General features: G+C 36.4%; 14 protein-coding genes. 2 read left to right on the top strand and 12 right to left on the bottom strand.

All coding sequences use genetic code 11. From position 1 onward, the window contains the following. The first annotated feature begins 224 nt into the window (after positions 1-224). Positions 225-1,607 (top strand): hemolysin family protein, encoded by a 1,383-nt coding sequence (locus tag ACIQZI_RS09555; RefSeq protein ID WP_403072408.1) that lies wholly within the window; start codon positions 225-227, stop codon positions 1,605-1,607. 129 nt (positions 1,608-1,736) lie between these two features. On the opposite strand, the gene ACIQZI_RS09550 is transcribed toward ACIQZI_RS09555, so the two are convergent. The 11 genes from ACIQZI_RS09550 to ACIQZI_RS09500 form a co-directional block, all read right to left on the bottom strand. Continuing rightward, on the bottom strand, positions 1,737-2,741 hold the full coding sequence (locus ACIQZI_RS09550) for a YeiH family protein (protein WP_403072405.1): 1,005 nt from the start codon (positions 2,739-2,741) through the stop codon (positions 1,737-1,739). A gap of 335 nt (positions 2,742-3,076) precedes the next feature. Beyond that, positions 3,077-3,487: a GNAT family acetyltransferase gene (locus tag ACIQZI_RS09545; protein ID WP_062182535.1), complete on the bottom strand. Its 411-nt coding sequence runs from the start codon at positions 3,485-3,487 to the stop codon at positions 3,077-3,079. 1,125 nt (positions 3,488-4,612) lie between these two features. Next, entirely contained in the window at positions 4,613-5,434 is an 822-nt protein-coding gene (nikE, locus tag ACIQZI_RS09540; RefSeq protein ID WP_403072401.1) for a nickel import ATP-binding protein NikE, read from the bottom strand. A 33-nt stretch (positions 5,435-5,467) separates the two neighbouring features. Then, positions 5,468-6,295: a nickel import ATP-binding protein NikD gene (gene nikD / locus ACIQZI_RS09535; protein ID WP_403073961.1), complete on the bottom strand. Its 828-nt coding sequence runs from the start codon at positions 6,293-6,295 to the stop codon at positions 5,468-5,470. Positions 6,296-6,313: 18 nt separating this feature from the next. Further along, positions 6,314-7,144 carry a nickel ABC transporter permease subunit NikC gene (gene nikC, locus ACIQZI_RS09530; RefSeq protein ID WP_403072398.1) on the bottom strand — a complete coding sequence of 277 codons (831 nt, stop codon included), beginning with the start codon at positions 7,142-7,144 and terminating at the stop codon, positions 6,314-6,316. Further along, positions 7,141-8,085: a nickel ABC transporter permease subunit NikB gene (gene nikB, locus ACIQZI_RS09525; RefSeq protein WP_403072395.1), complete on the bottom strand. Its 945-nt coding sequence runs from the start codon at positions 8,083-8,085 to the stop codon at positions 7,141-7,143. The genes nikC and nikB overlap by 4 nt, the downstream gene beginning before the upstream one ends. A 20-nt stretch (positions 8,086-8,105) precedes the next feature. Continuing rightward, positions 8,106-9,728 (bottom strand): nickel ABC transporter substrate-binding protein, encoded by a 1,623-nt coding sequence (nikA, locus tag ACIQZI_RS09520; protein WP_403072392.1) that lies wholly within the window; start codon positions 9,726-9,728, stop codon positions 8,106-8,108. Positions 9,729-10,262: 534 nt separating this feature from the next. Next, positions 10,263-11,447 carry a staphylopine family metallophore export MFS transporter CntE gene (cntE, locus tag ACIQZI_RS09515; protein ID WP_403072389.1) on the bottom strand — a complete coding sequence of 395 codons (1,185 nt, stop codon included), beginning with the start codon at positions 11,445-11,447 and terminating at the stop codon, positions 10,263-10,265. Positions 11,448-11,570: 123 nt separating this feature from the next. Continuing rightward, positions 11,571-12,554: an ABC transporter substrate-binding protein gene (locus tag ACIQZI_RS09510; RefSeq protein ID WP_403072386.1), complete on the bottom strand. Its 984-nt coding sequence runs from the start codon at positions 12,552-12,554 to the stop codon at positions 11,571-11,573. A 916-nt stretch (positions 12,555-13,470) separates the two neighbouring features. Beyond that, positions 13,471-14,130, bottom strand: a complete 660-nt coding sequence (gene phoU / locus ACIQZI_RS09505; protein ID WP_172796852.1) for a phosphate signaling complex protein PhoU — start codon at positions 14,128-14,130, stop codon at positions 13,471-13,473. 141 nt (positions 14,131-14,271) lie between these two features. Then, positions 14,272-14,883 carry a Type 1 glutamine amidotransferase-like domain-containing protein gene (locus ACIQZI_RS09500; protein ID WP_403072382.1) on the bottom strand — a complete coding sequence of 204 codons (612 nt, stop codon included), beginning with the start codon at positions 14,881-14,883 and terminating at the stop codon, positions 14,272-14,274. 437 nt (positions 14,884-15,320) lie between these two features. Here ACIQZI_RS09500 and ACIQZI_RS09495 point away from each other — a divergent pair, with 437 nt between their 5' ends. Continuing rightward, positions 15,321-16,781 carry a SulP family inorganic anion transporter gene (locus ACIQZI_RS09495; protein WP_403072379.1) on the top strand — a complete coding sequence of 487 codons (1,461 nt, stop codon included), beginning with the start codon at positions 15,321-15,323 and terminating at the stop codon, positions 16,779-16,781. Between the two features lie 334 nt (positions 16,782-17,115). Here the strand turns inward: ACIQZI_RS09495 and ACIQZI_RS09490 are convergent, their stop codons facing one another. Then, positions 17,116-18,045 carry a manganese-dependent inorganic pyrophosphatase gene (locus tag ACIQZI_RS09490; RefSeq protein ID WP_403072376.1) on the bottom strand — a complete coding sequence of 310 codons (930 nt, stop codon included), beginning with the start codon at positions 18,043-18,045 and terminating at the stop codon, positions 17,116-17,118. Positions 18,046-18,171: the final 126 nt, after the last annotated feature.

The following is an 18,171-nucleotide window of genomic DNA, read 5'->3' as shown; positions in this document are numbered from 1 at the left end:
ATGAATGGACGAATAAACACACAATTTTTCCTTGACCAAAATGCTGGTAGAAATATTATTCTTATCGCAAGACAGGTCGAAGTGATTTCCCGTCCGTATGCCACTGGTCACTGCGCTTAATTTCAACGGTGCAAAAACTATACGAATTTACCAAACAACTTATTCTTTAATATCTTAGGAGGTGGACTCCTTATTCGTCTTCACGACGAGTTAAGGGAGACTATTTGGACATAATAAACTTGGTTTTCATAGCCATTTTAATTGCTTTGACGGCATTTTTTGTAGCCTCGGAGTTTGCGATTGTGAAAGTGAGAAGTTCAAGAATTGATCAGTTGGTCGATGAAGGTAGAATCAATTCAGTCCCAGCTAAGCATGTTATTTCCAATCTAGATGAATACCTTTCAACCTGTCAGCTTGGAATTACTGTCACAGCTCTCGGACTTGGGTGGCTCGGCGAACCGACGATTGTAGAGCTGCTTAAACCTTTATTGACGCAATATGACATGCCAACTTCTGTTACACATTTCATATCGTTTGCCATTGCTTTCGCTTTTATTACCTTTATTCATGTGGTAGTTGGCGAATTGGCACCGAAAACTGTAGCCATTCAAAAAGCTGAGCAAATAACCTTGCTCGTAGCTAGACCATTGATTTTATTTAATAAAATCATGTATCCATTTATTTGGATTTTAAATGGTTCAGCTAGGTTGCTCGTGAAATTGTTTGGAATTGAGCCTGTTTCAGAAAATGAATTGGCCCATACAGAAGAAGAACTTCGTATAATCGTGTCTGAAAGCTATAAAAATGGTGAAATTAACCAATCAGAGTTTAAATATGTGAATAACATTTTTGAATTTGACGATCGGATTGCCAAAGAAATTATGGTACCTCGTACTGAGATTGCGACCCTATCGATTAATGATACGATAGAAGAATTTTTCAGCGTGATGTCAAAAGAAAAATATACTCGCTATCCTGTGATTGACGGCGATAAAGACCATGTCATTGGGATGGTTAATATTAAGGAACTGTTCACCGAAATGATTGCAAATAAAACACAATCCACCCAAACAATTGAACGTTACGTTCGTCCAATTATTCGAGTGATCGATACAATTCCAATTCATGATTTACTAGTAAAGATGCAAAAAGAACGTGTTCATATGTCTATTTTAATGGATGAATACGGCGGAACTTCCGGATTAGTGACAGTTGAAGATATCCTAGAAGAAATCGTAGGCGATATTCGCGATGAGTTTGATCTTGACGAAATTCCTGAGATTCAGAAAATGAAGGAAGATCATTATATTCTTGATGGTAAAGTGTTAATCAGCGAAGTAAATGATTTGATAGGGCTTGAAATCATCGATGACGATATGGATACAATCGGCGGCTGGATCTTATCAGAGAATTACGAGGCTAAGCAAGGCGATATCATCGAACATGAAGAGTATTGCTTCAAAATAAAAGATATGGAAGACCATCATATCCGTTATATAGAAATCTACAAAACAGTAAAAATGACCAATGAAGTGAAAGAGTTTCCACAGCATGTAAATGTGCATAAACAAGGAAAAGCACAGCCTTCTACTGAAGTCGTTTCATAAGATGAAAAATGAGGAAAGGATCAGATCCTTTCCTCATTTTTACTTTATACTCTCCATTTAATCGAACTAACAAGTAAGAAAAGAAGATTTCCATCTGATTGGCAATCTTAAATCAAGTTTCCTTCACTTTTAGAGAATAAGCCATGCAATCAGAAGCGCAGCCGCTAGTATTTGGACAACTGACAATAACCCAATATAGACGGCGACCTTCCCACCTTGTTCAACTAAATCTCTCATTTGAATTCTCAATCCGATTCCCGCAAGAGCAACTACTTCAAAAAAAGTCCCGGTATTTTGTATTACTTCCTGCAGTAGGGTCGGGAAGGCAAATAGGCTATGTAATGCACATAGTAGCAAAAATCCTGAAATATACCAAGGGATTGGCAATTTTATTTTTTTACTCTTCTCCTTTTTACTCTTCTCAACAGGGGCTTTCTTGCTATATCTCATCAATACATAAATGACAACACCAAGCAATAAGATCCTGACCATTTTATAAACCGTAGCTTCTTCCTTTACGACTTCACTTACCATACTTCCACTTGCCACAACTTGTCCAACTGACTGAAGCACTCCTCCAATCATTGCTGACGATGGTTGCATCTCTTGTTTATATAGCAGTGTTGTTACAAGAGGCAAAACAAACATGAGGACAGTGCCGGTTAAATTGACAACAGTTATGGCAAGTGATTTTTCCTTTTCCGCAGCTTGAATAGCGGGGGCTGTCGCAGCAATCGCTGAAGATCCACAAACAGCATTTCCGCTCGCCATTAATAGCCGAAAGTTTTCTGGAAGTGCTAACTTTTTTCCAATCCAAAGCGCAGCCATCAGCGTTATTGCCATTTGTAACAGGATAAAAGTCACTCCAGAAAAACCAATTTCTACAATTGAATGGAAACTGATAGAACCGCCTAATAAGATAATTGCATAATAAAGCAATTTAGATTCTGAATATTTCGTTCCTGCATTGAACCGCTTCATCTTACCAGTACCAATATTGCCGACAATAATCCCGGCAATAATTGCAAATGTCCCTGCTCCAAATAAAGAGAATGTATTTGCGATTAAGATGGAGAAACAAGCGATTACGAGACATAAAACTAAACCTGGTACGATTTCTTTCACTTTAGTCATTCTTAATCCTCATTTCTAGGTGCGCTAAACAAAAGGCTTATTTTATCATAAGGCCTATTAAAGTTGGATTCAATCCCAAAATTCTTTTCACCTTCTTTTCTATTTTAGGATAAAGTTAAAGATGCCCTTCCCCACTTTATTATCCAAACCTATTTTTTATTAAAGCGAAACTTCAATCAGTGGGGATTTTGACTTTCCGTTAATGCGGGATAAATTGAAATAAGCATCGTAGTTTACACTGACTTTATTAAAGCGTAAACGAAAAAACAACAAATAAAGATGTCCCGTAACGAAATTGGACACCTTCATTGATATTTTTCTAATTGTACAAGTCCTTACTTAATCCATTTTTCCATAAACACCAATTCATCTGTGTTATACCCGAGATTTTCATAGAAGCCAATTACTTTTGAATTATCGTATTCAATCAAGAGATTGATTTTTTTACAACCAATTCTTTTTAACCTCTGTTCTAATTCTTCCATAATCAATTTACCCACTCGTTTTCCTTGATAATCAGGATGAACAGCTAAATGATTGATCCAGCCCCGGCGTCCATCATACGAGCCCATCACAGACCCTACGATTTTCTCGTTTTCTTCTGCAACTAAAAACAACTCTGAATCTCTTCCTACTTTATGTACAATCCCTTTGAGTGAATCTGAAGCTGATACTGTAATTCCTGCCTGTTCCCAAACATTTGCTACCTCTACATAGTCCCCTAATGTAAACTCGCGTATCTTCATTGAACATCCTCCATTACGATTCATTTATTTGTCCCATTCATCCATATGTATTTTTCATTCACATGATTCTGATAGTCATTTTTTTCTTCTCCAGGATATTCGTACACTCTTTGCTGTCAAGTAACTTGCCATTTATTCAGCGTTAGTAATTTGTTCAAAGTATTATTAGTACCGCGTTCATATTGAATTTAGATGAAATCTAACAGCTTTCAACATTTTTCTAGCTGTATAACTTAATTTTTTGTCAGGAGTAAAATCCCTGCATTTCTATCATTGGGAAATATCGTAAAACAATCATTCATTTCTTTTTGCATTATAATTCTATCATTTTCACATTATTATGAAAACATTAATTGTGAGATCTAATAAAAAAGATTGGGTGCAGCATATCATGTAAAATAGAGCTGAAAAGATTTAAAGTCAATAAGGGAAATTCAGATAAAGTCGAGGAAGAAGGATAACTACTAAAAGCGCTGCTCCAATTTTTAATAATCTTTTTATAATGGCAACCTCTTTTCCCTACTTTGAATCTAAAATACGTAATCTAAGTCTACTTTTCAACTATTACTTTGTTTCCATATTATCTAAAAGAAAACAAACCACTTACATTAGGAATAGGTGTATTTGCCACTTAATTTATGTATGAAATGGCAGTATATTTTTTTCATCAAGAAAACCACCGTGTTTATCTTTATAAAGTCATCTTCAGTAATAATAAACACCTGTGAACCTAATAGATTAGCAGTACTACTCTAAAGGCTTTATTTACATTTCTTTTAATATGCCCCGTAGAAGTACTTTGGATAAAATAGAATTCATATTACTGAGATAAGTCAAAACAGATGAAAAGTTCCATCGGGCTATTGGTTTTTGGATAGGAAAACAAGTTAGAAAAAACAAAATTCTCTCCTACTTATAAGGAGAGAATTTTTATTCGTATTTATCAACACTTATTATGAACATAATCTATCTGTTTTATTAAAATCTAAAGAGGAATGTAATTAATCTGTATCTTTCACTTTTTTAAAAGTTTCATTTAGGTCTTGTAGCTCTTATTTTCCCACTTTCACCTAGCTCACGAGAAAATTCTTCATCCACACTATTCGGTTCTATTTTTAAGTTATACTAGGTCTTACTAATCCTTGTTGGAAGAGAACGAAAACGTGGATGCTCAGCAAGGATAGAACCTCTCATCTGTTTAACAACAGGATGTTCTGACGAAAAAAACTGATTTTTAGAATCGTAAAACTCGATTAATTCTCCTTTTTCTAGTACACCAATAGTATCAGCGATTGTATAGGCTGCCTTAATATCATGTGTTATAAAAAGATAAGATAAACTGAAGTCTTTTTTTAACTCGCTTAATAATTCTAAAATTAGTGTTTGATTAACCATATCTAAACTACTTACTGACTCGTCTAAGACGATTAGTTTTGGCTTAAGAGAGATTGCTCTAGCAATATTGATTCTTTGCAGTTGTCCACCGCTAAATTGGTGTGGGTATTTTTTTAAATCCTTTTCACTTAGGCCTACTCTTTCCAATAACTCAATAACGGTTCTTCTTTGTTCGGCTATAGTTAATTTTTCATAGTTTTCTAATGGCTCACCTATAATACTCTCCGCTGTCATTCGTGGATTGACCGATGAATACGAATCCTGAAAGACAACTTGTAAATCACGGCGTATTTTTTGTCGAATAAGCTTATCAGCAGTATAAATATCATGCCCTTGAAACAAAACCTGTCCTTGCTGTGGACGTTCTAAGCCAAGAATCACTTTTCCTAAGGTGCTTTTTCCAGCTCCACTCGTGCCAAGTAGTCCTAAACATGTTCCTTCGTCAATAGTGAGGGAAATGTTAGTGAGTACTTTTTTAGAACGGTCTTTCCATTTAAAAAACGTATTAGAATTATAGCCATGAGATACTTCTTTTATTTGTAATAAACTCATTTGTTCACCCCTCAAAAGAATGCAATCTATATATCACAACATATGGGTGATAGGTTCTTCAAGCTGTAAGATAGGACGGGCATTCAGCAGTTGCTTGGTATACTCATGCTGCGGATTATCAAATAGTTCAAACACATTTGCAGATTCTACAATTCTGCCATGTTGCATTACAACAACATCATCTGCCATTTCAGAAATGACTCCAAGATCGTGAGAAATGAGTAAAATGGATGTTCCAAATTCAGAACGAATTTTATCCAAGTGGCGAAGTACTAGTAATTGGTTATGAACGTCGAGTGCAGTTGTTGGCTCATCAGCAATAATAACGGACGGATGTAAACATGCGGCCATAGCAATCATCACGCGTTGAAGCATACCCCCACTCAATTGAAATGGATAGCTTTTTAATAATTTCGCGGGATTGGGTAGGTTTACATTTTGCATCGCATCGATGGCAAGCTCCTTTGCTTGTTTTTTATTCAATGAGGTATGAGACCTAATCGATTCGACAAATTGATTGCCAATTGTAAAAACAGGCGTAAATGCATTCATCGGATTTTGCATAATAAAGGCGATGTCCTTTCCCCGAATTTCACGCATTTCTTTATCGTCTAAACCATTCAATTCGCGTCCTTGTATAGTAATGCTCCCTTCAATTCTCGCTGTTTTCCGGTCAAGAAGCTGTAAGATGGACATACTTGTAACGGTTTTACCACTGCCACTTTCCCCTACAATACCTAGTACTTTCCCTTGTTTCAGTTCAAAATTAATGTCCTGAACGAGGGTGGAGACACCATCTTTTGTTTTTACTTGTACATGTAGATCGCTAACTTTTAATATATTCGATTGTTCTGTTCTCAATCTTCTCATTCCTTTTTATTAACGACGTTTGACTCCAAAACGTTCTGTAAGCGCCTCGCCTAATAAATTAAAGGTGACGACAACGAGCATAATCATCAAACCTGGATATAGCATTAATTCTGGATTCGTCCGAATATACGATTTTCCTTCATGAATCATCGCCCCCCATTCTGGTGTAGGGGGTTGCACACCTAAACCTAGAAACGACATGGCTGATATATCCATAATGGCCCAACCCATTTCTAATGTACCCATAACCGCGAGCGGTGGGAGGACATTTGGAACAATATGTTTCCTTAATATCCTCCATTGAGACGAACCGCTTATTTTAGCTGCCGCAATGTAGTTTTGTTCTTTTAGACTTAGCACCATTCCTCGGAAAATTCTCGCGTAGTACACCCATTGCACAAGGACCAATGCAATGATGACTTGTTTAAGGCCAGGTCCCAATATTCCAACAAGACCTAGAATGAGCAGAAGATTTGGAAATGCCATTACACCATCACAAATTCTCATAAGCACCTGGTCCACCCAACCACCTTTATAACCAGCAATGGTTCCAACAATCAAACCAATGCCTAAAGATGAAATGAAGATTAATGTGGCAAAACCTAACGATATACGAGCACCATACAAGATTCGTGATAACATATCTCTTCCTAAATGATCGGTCCCTAATAAATATTCAAAGGAAGAGTGCTGAAGTTTATTAGCTAAATTTACAACATTAGGATCATTTGGTGCAATCCAAGGAGCTAAGATGGTGATGATAAAAAGCAAACATAATATGAATGAACAAACGGTAATCGCTTTTTGGCTTCTCAACATAACACGAATTCTTGTTATCATTGACTTTGCCCTCCTTTTCTGGAGATGCGTGGGTCAATATACATTTGAACAAGGTCAACAATCAAGTTGCTAATAATGAATAGACCTGCTGCTAAAATCACATAGCATTGAATGACTGGAACATCCCGATTAAAAATAGCTTCAATAAAATAACGACCAAACCCTGGCCATGAAAAGACCGCTTCGACAATAATTGTTCCTGTCAATAGTTTTCCTAGATTCATCCCAAGACCCGTAATCATGGGAGAAATGGCAATTCTCAATACATGTTTTCCCATAATGACTTTTTCATGTATCCCTCTTGTACGTGCAAAAAGGACATAAGGTTCCTGTAAATTTTCAAGAACGCTAGCACGTAATAGTCGAGTATACAAAGCTATTAATGGCAATGCCAAAGTAACTGAAGGTAGTACTAGATGCTGCCAAGTCCCGATTCCTTCTACCGGGAAAAGATCGAGTTTAACAGAAAAGAAAAAAATCAATAAATAACCAAGCCAAAAGGAGGGTATCGATGCCCCGAAAAAAGAGAGTAGTCGACTAAAATGGTCGACCGCACTGTTTTTCTTTATGCCTGCAAAAAAACCAAGTGGGACACTGACCAGGATCGCTAATATAATACTACCTAAAGTTAACTGAATGGTCGCTGGCATTCGATATGTAACCTCGTCCCAAACAGGTTTATTCGAAACAAAAGATATGCCAAAATCAAAATGGCATATCTTAATAATAGAGTTTACATATTGAACAAGGAGAGGTTGATCTAAGCCAAAATCATGTCTTTTCTGAGCTAACATCTCATCAGTTGGTTGGATATGTGCAGCTGATAAATATGCCTCAGCTGGGTCCACCGGTGAAAGTTGAATCATTCCAAACGTTATAAGATTGGCCAAAAAGAAAATAGGAATAATGGCCATAAATCGTTTCAAGATATAAATACCCATGAAAACCCTCCTGTCGTATACTACTCGATGCTAATTCCTGTGAATGGGTGTTCATCCCGGTTAGCAGGGAAAGTAAAATTAGATACGTCTTTTTGATAGACAGCTATTTTTTTAATATAAGAAATAGGTGCAATTGCCCCTTGGTCTTGTAGTGATTCTAAAATAGAGGTGTAAAGTTCTTGACGTTCTTTTTCATCTGTTGTTCGAGGAACCTCAGCAATTTGTTTTAACAAATTATCTCTGTTCGGATAAGATGAAATGGCTTCACTAAATCCAAATCCTTCTGAACCAACGATGTTTACAAAAGTATGTGGATCATATGGTGCGCCATAGTTACTAAAGAAATTTAAATCAAATTCATTTCCTTTAAATCTTTGAATTTGAACCGTAAGCTCTACTCCAACGATATTTAATTTAACGCCTAGTGCTGCCCACTCAGATTGTAATGTTTCAGCCATTGCTTTTTGAATCGATTCAGCAGAGTTGTACATTAATTCAATTTCTAGGGGTTTTCCGTCTTTTTCACGGACGTTTTTTCCTTTTGGCAACTTCCATCCTGCTTCATCTAATAAAGCTTTTGCTTTTTCAATATTATAATCAATTGGGGTTATATCAACAGCTGAAGTGTAAGGGAAGTTTGTTGGTAATATATAATCCGCCTTCTCCTCCAACCCAGAAGTCACGCCTTCTACCATTGCTTGTTTATTAAATCCATACTGTAGCGCTTGACGAACACGTAAATCTGAGAGCTGTTCTTTCTTTGTATTCATAACTAATTGTCTTGTTGCAACTGCTTCAGAAATACTAGTCTGATAGGAACCTGTTGAGTCTAATTGTTTGAAAGCATCTATACTGATAACACCTTCACCATAAATTAGGTCTAGGTCACCTTTTTCAAAAGCAAGAACTCGTGTTTCAGCATCTGGAATAATTTTGATTTTAACTTTCTTTACTTTAGGGAGTTCACCCCAATAATTTTCATTACGTTTGAAAATAGCATATTCATCTGCTTTATATTCTTCCAAAATCCATGGACCTGTACCTACTGGTTTTGTAACACCTTTTGAAGTGTCACCATCTTCAGGAAATCCAGCATCACCTAAGAACCGGACTGGACGAACGACAGCTAACTCCTGAATAGTAGGGTAATATGGTTCCTTTAATGTTAGTTTAAACGTGTATTTGTCGATTACTTCTGTTTGATCCACTTTCGGTATAAAACCTAACCAACTATGTATATCAACATTTTTCAATATAGCATCAAAGTTCTTTTTCACATTTTCAGCATTAAAACTTGTACCGTCAGAATATTTCACATCTTGACGTAGATTGAAAGTATATTCTTTCCCATCATCGGAAATTTTCCAAGATTCTGCTAAATGTGGTTTCAGCTCTCCTCCATCTTGGTAGCTAACTAGAGGTTCATAAACCATTGATTGAGCAATTAATTGAGAAGGATTATAAACATGTGGATTCATTTCGCCTATATCTCTAGGCCAAGCTAAAGTAAGCATGTTTTTACTCTCTTGATTTGACGCTGAATCTTCTTTTGATTCATTTGTACATCCAAGTAAAAGCGTTGATAAAATAAGAACGATTGCAAATATAAGTAACATTTGAGTGCTAGTTCGTCGTTTGGACATTAAATTGGTGCCTCCTGTATGATATTGAAAATCATTTTCAATTGTAAAGAGTAAACATATGATTGTCAATATCATTTTGAATACTCTGGAAGGGTGAATTATATAAAAGTAAATATGTTTCAAAAAGTCTGTTTTAGCACTGATACCAAAGCATTTGAGTTGCCAGTGGCTAATTTTTGATAAGTTCTTTCTATATTATACGTTTTATCATTGATATTGGACTCGGTTGAATCTTTCCCTCTTCGTTTATCTATGTATAAATCTCTTTCATGGCCTGAATCTGCCATCCTTCATTTTTATCCAGCGTATATCACCTATTGAGACACTATTAATCCCCTCCAAATTAGGATTCGTAATGTCACGTAAGACTTAAATCAAAATATTTATCGTTGTAAATCCACACTTACCTGCGCTTCATCCTTAATATCCACACTTTCACGGTTAGGAAGTGTTTCATTCGACTTGCATTAAAGGGATCGCTCAAACAAAACACGAATTTCGTATGCTAAGCGCAGTAGACCCATTGAATTGGACTTACCACTCTTTGATATTAATTTTTTGGTTTCGTTGAAAAACTACTAATCCCATTACAATGATACCTAGTATAGAACAAGCCACAAACATGGTTGAAAATGAAGCAAATTGAACAATGAATCCCATAGCAAGACTACCTAGAGAAAAACCCAGATCATATGAAGCAAGAAAAACACCTAATAGAATATGTTTTGACTCTTCTGGTACTGCAAATGAAATATAAGTTGTTAATGTTGGATATAACATAGCTGATGCTAAGCCATTAAACACAGCTGCAACATATATATATGGTCCGATTATAGAACTACACGCAAGGATTGTGGTTCCCACAACAGATGAAAATAAAACAAGAGTGATAAATTTAGGATGCCATGTTCCGTCTGATGGAATGTGTTTTCGTAAAATAAAGCGACTAGCCACAACTATAACAGCTTGAAAGAATAAATAAAGTGCTGCATTTCCTACATTTTCATTAACCATATATAACGGTAAAAATGTTGAAATTGCTCCGAATATACATGCACCTATTAACATCGTGATAGAAGCAATAACCAATCCTTTATGATGTTTTGCCTTCTTTATTTCTTTTAACATGTCCTGTAACGTGAATGATACGTTTGGCTGTTTTGTTTTTGGTAGAGGGGAACGAATAAAAGATAATAGTGGTAAAACTGCTAAAGTAATAATACATACTTGTAGATATATCTTATCTGTTTGTGACCAAAGCCATAGTGCTAAAGCTGGCCCATATAAGCTTGGCATAACAGATGAGAGAGAATACATAGACATACCTTGCCCACGATCTTTATCTCGTAGTGTTTCAGATATCCCTATTTGAATAGCCATTGAGAAAAAGGCTGTTACTATACCTTGTAACACACGTACAACATATAAACTGTCGATACCAAAAGTAATGTAAATTAACAAAGTGACTGCATGACCTAGTAAAAGCCATTTCATAATGGTTAATACACTGTACCTAGCAACAAGTTGTCCAGCCCATGGTCTTAAAATCATACATACGAGCATATATACTCCCATGATAATTCCGATTTCTCCTTCTAACATACCACTATCGGAAGCCTGTAAAGGTAAAATGACTGTTAACACTGAGCTAGCTGTAAAAAAACACATGGAAAGTATATATACTTGAATCATTGGTAATGATAATGGTGTATATTTCATTAGCATTTCCTCCTCATCATTACTCTTATATTTATTGGATGTAACCATGCAAAGAAACGAGTAAAACCAGAAAGCATTAATATACTTTCCGGTTTCTTCTAAATCGAAAAAATTTTAGAAATCTTACTTATTAGTCATAATTTCTTCAATTTCATTTAACATTTTGTTAGCTGCAATTACACCGCCAGCTGTATTCCATACTGCGTCACTTACCTCATACGCATGTCCCTTTTTTACTGCATTCAGATTTTTCCAAAGAGCTTCGCTAGTCCACTCTTTAGCCGTGTCAATTGCTTTTTGATCACCGTCTGGTGCATAAGTAAAGTAGAATAATATATCTCCATCCATTTTAGGAATCAGTTCTTTACCCGCTTCAACAGAAAAATTTCCAAGCTTATTATTTGCTTTAAATAATTCTTTTTGTTGTTCTGCACGTTTAAATCCTAACTGATCAAAAAGCACTCCAGAGAATGAATCCGTATAATAAACATAAGAAGTGCCCGCTAAGAAACGTACAACTGATACTTCTTGGTTTACTTTATCACCTAGTTTGTCTTTCACAGCTGCAACGTGGTTATCGAATTGCTGTAATACTTCATTTCCCTTATCTTCACTATTGATTGCTTTTGAATATAGACTAAAGTTTTCTTTCCATTTTCCTGTTAAAGTTTCAGAAAAAACAGTTGGAGCAATTGCACTTAACTTCTCGTAAATAGATTCCTGACGAACCTTATTTCCGACAATTAAATCTGGCTTTAAAGCAGCGATTTTTTCTAAATTAACTTCAAGCTCAGTCCCTACAACTTCCACTTCACCCATGTCATCTTTAATATGATCATACCACGGATCTCCAAGCCACGATTTCACAGCACCTACAGGTTTTACGCCCATAGCTAAAAGTGCTTCTGTCCCTTCATTTGTTAAAACGACAATACGCTTTGGTTTTTCAGGAATCGTTGTTTCCCCCATAGCATGCTTCACAGTATATGATTGATTTGATTCTGTCTTAGTATCTGTTGTCCCAACTTCTTTGTTGCCGCAAGCTGCTAAACAAACTAAGCAGAAAATGGATACTAACATTATTATAGTCTTTGAATATGTACGCATTTCAACCTCCAGATATTATTTAAATTGAGAACGATTATCATTTTCAACATTATAATATTGTATATATAACTACTTTGTCAACAACATTTATAGTTTTATGTATGAAGCAAATGTGACTCTTGGAAAAAGATTGATCAAAGTGGATTCTTATCCAGCAGAAGTTTCGTTTTAATAAAAAAGTTTGATCATTTGTAAATTTCTTCAACAATCAAAAAAAGGAAGGATCGATATACAGTCTTAATTGCTAGGCTGCTCATTAAATCTATCCTCTATAGAGTAGACATTTTAAAAAGCCTACTTTATTAGGGTACTTTTATATATAAATATTACAATGGGGATCGAGGAAAGATCAAAATAAGTAAAAAGCTATTTAGGGGTAGAATCAGGATAATGTGGATTTACAACGTTAAGGAAATCCAAATAAAAAAAACCTAATTTCTCGGTGTTATAAGTGAGAAATTAGACTTTAGCTACTTCATTAAAGCGCACTATTGCTGAAGATTGTTGATTATTCTTTTGGCTCAATTAGTCTTTAAGAAAAGCCACCTATTGTTCGGTCACTATCTATTGAATCGAACAGATATTATCACTCATTATTAAAACCTACTGAGTGATGTATTTAACATCTTCCAAGAGGATGGTCAAAAAACCACAATCTATACGAAAAGAGCGTTTTAAAAAGTTAAATTTATGCTACCAAATGACTTTTGGGAAAGAATTAATACTTTAGATTCGATAAATATATTGCCAAAACATACATTGGTTAACTGCCAAATACAGAATCCCTTATTTCCCGTTTCCACAGCATTTTATAAGATTACTCACAATGCTCAATTTTTCAATATAAAAAGACGTGTGCCAATTCACACGCCTTACATGGTACCCTTTACTAATTTGTCTAAACTTTTATATAGATTTAACTGTTTAAATCATACAGCTGACCTTTTACCATAAAAACAATATTTTCAGAAATATTTGTTACATGGTCACCGACTCTTTCTAGATCGCGACAAACAAATGATAATTGGGTAACTTGAGACGTTACTTCAGGATTTTTCGCAATATATTCTAATAATTCCAGGATAAGTCTTCCATACATTTCGTCAATCTCATTATCGAGCTCTGCCGTTTCTCTTGCCTTATCTTCATCTTGCACATCGTAAGCAAGCATAACTTGATTTAACATCGATGCTGCTTTCTCAGCCATCAAAGGAATATCATATAATGGTTTAAACAATTCCTTTTCGCCGATACGAATGGTTGATTTTGCAATATTTACAGCCAAATCCCCTATTCTTTCTAAATCTGTTGAAATCTTTATGCTTGAAATTATTCTCCTTAAATCTGATGCAACAGGTTGTTGCTTAGCGATCAGCCAAATAACCTTTTCGTTTATTTCCTGATCAATTCGATTAATTTTATAATCTTTATCAATAACTTTTAATGCTCGGTCAATATCCTGCGCGACTAAAGCCTCTACAGATTCATGTAATGCATTAGCTGCTCTTGTCCCCATTTCAAGCACCAAATTTTTAAGAGCAAAAAGCTCTTCTTCAAACCCTTGACGAACACTCATTATTTATCCTCCCTTTATTAAACCAAAACTGTATTCCTAATCTTAGCTTCTATGTATTAGAGCATATAATAGAAGGATCATGATTTTCAACAAATTTACATAACATTTACATTCCTCATTTGTTTCAGCAATAGTCAACTATTAAATGACAATTGCACCATCATCTCTAAGACGATTAACATAACAACGATGCGCCCGTTCAAACTCCAGTAAACGCTCTTCAACTCTTCTTCCTTGTTTATCAGGATACAACGTTTCGTTCCCATAGTGTGGAAAAACCCGTACATCCGTTAGCGCTAAACCTGTTAAATCATCCAAGCCTACCGAATCCATTTCTGGAGAGAAATGTTGCATCAACTTAATATCAGGGCCAAGAACGATAGAACCTGTGCCTACCCCTATCAGCAGTCCACCATTTTGGACAAACTCTCGAATAACCTTATCTGCCCCACTCCTTTTGAGATGATGCAATAAATAAAATGGATTACCGCCATTCAAATAAATGACATCTGATTGCCGAAGTGTCTCAGGTTCTTCAAACTCAATATCTACAAAACGAACATTCTTCATTCCCATTTCATGAAAATCACGCAATATCTTTAAAGCAAACTCATTATTCGATTTCTCATTAATTGAAGCTGTCGTTATTATTGATATCCTAGCATCCTCTGGTTTAGTTTCAAAACATTGCAAAAAACGACTTCTAATTGCATCTGTATAAAAACCAGCTGATGTTAATAAAATTTTCCCCATCGACTCTCCCCCTCGCTTTCTATGTTTAACAGTTCAGCAGCGATTAGGAAAACTCCTGCTGTATTTCCCAAGATATTCATCATCACTTGTCTCTAATCCTATTTTTTCTCTAGTAAATATTGCGGAATGGGCAAACTAGATCCATTGTAGAGCTACACCCTTCAGATGATCACGCTTTCTCTTTGGTTTTGAGGCAACCGCCTGTCTTTAATTAGGTAGCTATATACTCTATTCATTGCCAAAGACGCATGTTATAATCAATTCCGTTGCATTTCCACACGTTTCCTATTTAATCAAGTCATTTTCTGTGGAAAAAAGGTGCGGAGCTTCGCACCGCCACCTTCATTAGGTGATGCAATTTGAGAACCTGAACCTTTTTCATCAATTTAGTTAGGATCAGATGCTCATGAATATTTTTTAGATAAAGGAGTGTTTACTTGAATACCGCTAGATTAAAACAAGAATGGTTTGGCAATACACGTGGCGATATCCTATCGGGCATTGTTGTTGCATTAGCCTTAATTCCTGAAGCGATTGCATTTTCAATTATTGCAGGCGTTGATCCGATGGTTGGTTTGTACGCCTCATTTTGCATTGCAATTGTCATTGCCTTTGTAGGTGGTCGCCCTGGGATGATTTCAGCCGCGACTGGAGCAATGGCACTTGTCATGGTTGATTTGGTTAAAGATCATGGCTTGCAGTTTTTATTAGCCGCGACCATTTTAACTGGAATCATCCAAATTTTCCTTGGCGTATTTAAAATTGGCAAACTAATGAAATTTATCCCAAGACCTGTTATGGTTGGCTTCGTCAATTCACTGGCGATCTTAATTTTCTCTGCACAATTGACTCACTTTGTCGGTGAATCATGGGTCATGTACGTGATGACCGCAGGTGCACTTGCGATTATTTATTTATTTCCTTATGTTACTAAAGTCATTCCATCCCCGCTTATTGCGATTGTTGTCATGACCATTATCGCTGTCACGACAGGAGCTTCTGTGCGGACAGTCGGTGATATGGGGGAACTTACACAAGCGTTACCTACGTTCTTCCTTCCTGACGTTCCATTTACGATGGAAACATTCATGATTATTCTTCCTTATTCACTTGCATTAGCATTTGTAGGACTACTAGAGAGTTTATTAACCGCTCAAATTGTAGATGATTTAACGGACACAGAAAGTAATAAGAACACAGAAGCACGGGGCCAGGGTATCGCGAATATCGTTGCGGGTTTTTTCGGTGGCATGGCTGGTTGTGCCATGATTGGTCAATCAGGTATTAATATTAGATCCGGCGGTCGCGGTCGACTTTCTACCTTTGTTGCTGGTGGTTTTCTATTAATATTAATTGTTCTATTAAATGATGTTCTTGTGAAAATTCCGATGGCAGCCCTTGTTGGCGTGATGATTATGGTTTCAATTGGTACATTTGATTGGTCATCACTGAAAAAACTGCATCTGGTTCCGATCACCGACACATTGGTCATGCTAGTAACAGTAATCGTTGTTCTTTACACAAATGATCTTTCAAAAGGTGTATTTGCCGGCGTAATCTTAAGCATGATTTTCTTTTCGGCTAAAGCTTCTAAAGTGCGAGTTGAAAAGACAGTAGTTGAAACCAGCAAAGAGACTTTATACTACGTACGAGGTCCTCTGTTCTTTGCGTCCGTACAAGACTTTGTGAAACAGTTTGACCTGCTGGAAATAACTGATCGTGTTGTTATTGATTTTAGTGGCTCGAAAGTATGGGACGATTCTGCGGTAGGTGCCGTGGATAAGATTATCTTGAAATACCGAGCACACGGTAAAACGGTCCAACTTAAAGGTCTTGATACAGAAAGCTCACAACTGCTCAAAAAACTAGCTGCATATAAAGTTGAGACAGTAAATTAATCCATACAAATCTGTATGGCGTTAAAACGCCACCATTTACCATAAAGGATTAATCCTGTAGCACGCTACATCCGCCCCATCACAAGGGTGGCGGTGCGGAGCCGGAATTTTAGATGCTTTCTCGATAAAATAAGTATATCTGCTAAATAGATTGGCTATATTTATAAGTCGCGGAGACTAAGTCCCCATGTCGTTCATACACAAGAGGCTGCCAAAAAAGCAAAGGGTCAGACCCCGCAACAACTAAATACAGTACAAGATTAGTGTCTGAAACACTACATACTGTTTTAGAGTGCGAGGTCAGACCCTCATGGGACAACCTCTTTTACATTTATTACTTCGTGAAAATGTCTGTTAACACAGGCACGATTTGTTTCTTACGCGATACAACACCGTGAAGAACAGCAATTTTATTATTCAATGTGACATTATACGCACGTTCCACAGCTTGAGTTTGTTTACCTAGTGCAAGTCCGACAGAATCATTTGTCAAAATATCAGTTACGACAAATAGGAACAAGTCTAGTCCTTTGTCTGCGATTACGGCCTCAATTGCTGCTTCCAATTCTGCTTGGAGTGCTAACACTTCATTCACATCGACTGCGTTTACTTGGGCGATTTCAACCTTAGCATCCCCCATTGTGAATTCTTTAGCATCTAGCGTGATGAGTTGAGAAATCGTTTTGTCACTAAGGTCTGCTCCTGCTTTAAGCATTTCAAGACCATATGTTTCCGCATTAACCCCAGCAATTTCTGCTAATTCCATGGCAGCCGCAACATCTTGCTCTGTGCATGTTGGTGATTTAAACAATAATGAATCAGAAATAATCGCAGAAAGCATCAGCCCTGCAACTTCTTTTGGTACTTCAAGATTATTTTCTTTATAGATTTTATTTAAGATCGTTGCCGTACAACCAACTGGCTCAGCGCGATAGTATAACGGATCGCTCGTTTCGAAATTCGCAATTCGGTGATGATCAATGACTTCAATGACTCGAACCTGATCAATGTCATCTACACTTTGCTGACGCTCATTATGATCTACCAATATCACATCAGAAGCTTCTCCTTTCGCTGCTGTAATCAAGCGTGGTGCTTCGAATTTAAATGTATCAAGTGCATATTGTGTTTCACCGTTCACTTCGCCTAGACGAACTGCCTCTGCATTCATTCCTAATTGTCTTTTCAAATCGGCATACGCAATTGCTGAACAAATTGTATCCGTATCTGGATTTTTATGTCCGAAAACAAGTACTTTTTCCACGTTATTACCCCTTTAAAATAAAATTGTTTCAATTCTTCTATTTTAACATAAAGTTCTTTGCAAAACACATTTCAAACTTGCAAGTTTATTAATTAGCTCCTACGCAAATTACTGAAAATAGATGAT

The organism is Peribacillus sp. NPDC096379 (genome assembly GCF_044762875.1).
Lineage (GTDB): Bacteria > Bacillota > Bacilli > Bacillales > DSM-1321 > Peribacillus.
This window is presented reverse-complemented; position numbering and strand designations above follow the sequence as displayed.

Coding starts and splice junctions, on each gene's coding strand:
- phoU (WP_172796852.1), bottom strand. CDS start 14,130: ATGAGTGTTCGTCAAGGGTTTGAAGAAGAGCTTTTTGCTCTTAAAAAT.
- nikB (WP_403072395.1), bottom strand. CDS start 8,085: ATGGGTATTTATATCTTGAAACGATTTATGGCCATTATTCCTATTTTC.
- ACIQZI_RS09500 (WP_403072382.1), bottom strand. CDS start 14,883: ATGGGGAAAATTTTATTAACATCAGCTGGTTTTTATACAGATGCAATT.
- nikC (WP_403072398.1), bottom strand. CDS start 7,144: ATGATAACAAGAATTCGTGTTATGTTGAGAAGCCAAAAAGCGATTACC.
- ACIQZI_RS09545 (WP_062182535.1), bottom strand. CDS start 3,487: ATGAAGATACGCGAGTTTACATTAGGGGACTATGTAGAGGTAGCAAAT.
- nikA (WP_403072392.1), bottom strand. CDS start 9,728: ATGTCCAAACGACGAACTAGCACTCAAATGTTACTTATATTTGCAATC.
- cntE (WP_403072389.1), bottom strand. CDS start 11,447: ATGAAATATACACCATTATCATTACCAATGATTCAAGTATATATACTT.
- ACIQZI_RS09510 (WP_403072386.1), bottom strand. CDS start 12,554: ATGCGTACATATTCAAAGACTATAATAATGTTAGTATCCATTTTCTGC.
- nikE (WP_403072401.1), bottom strand. CDS start 5,434: ATGAGTTTATTACAAATAAAAGAAGTATCTCATGGCTATAATTCTAAT.
- ACIQZI_RS09550 (WP_403072405.1), bottom strand. CDS start 2,741: ATGACTAAAGTGAAAGAAATCGTACCAGGTTTAGTTTTATGTCTCGTA.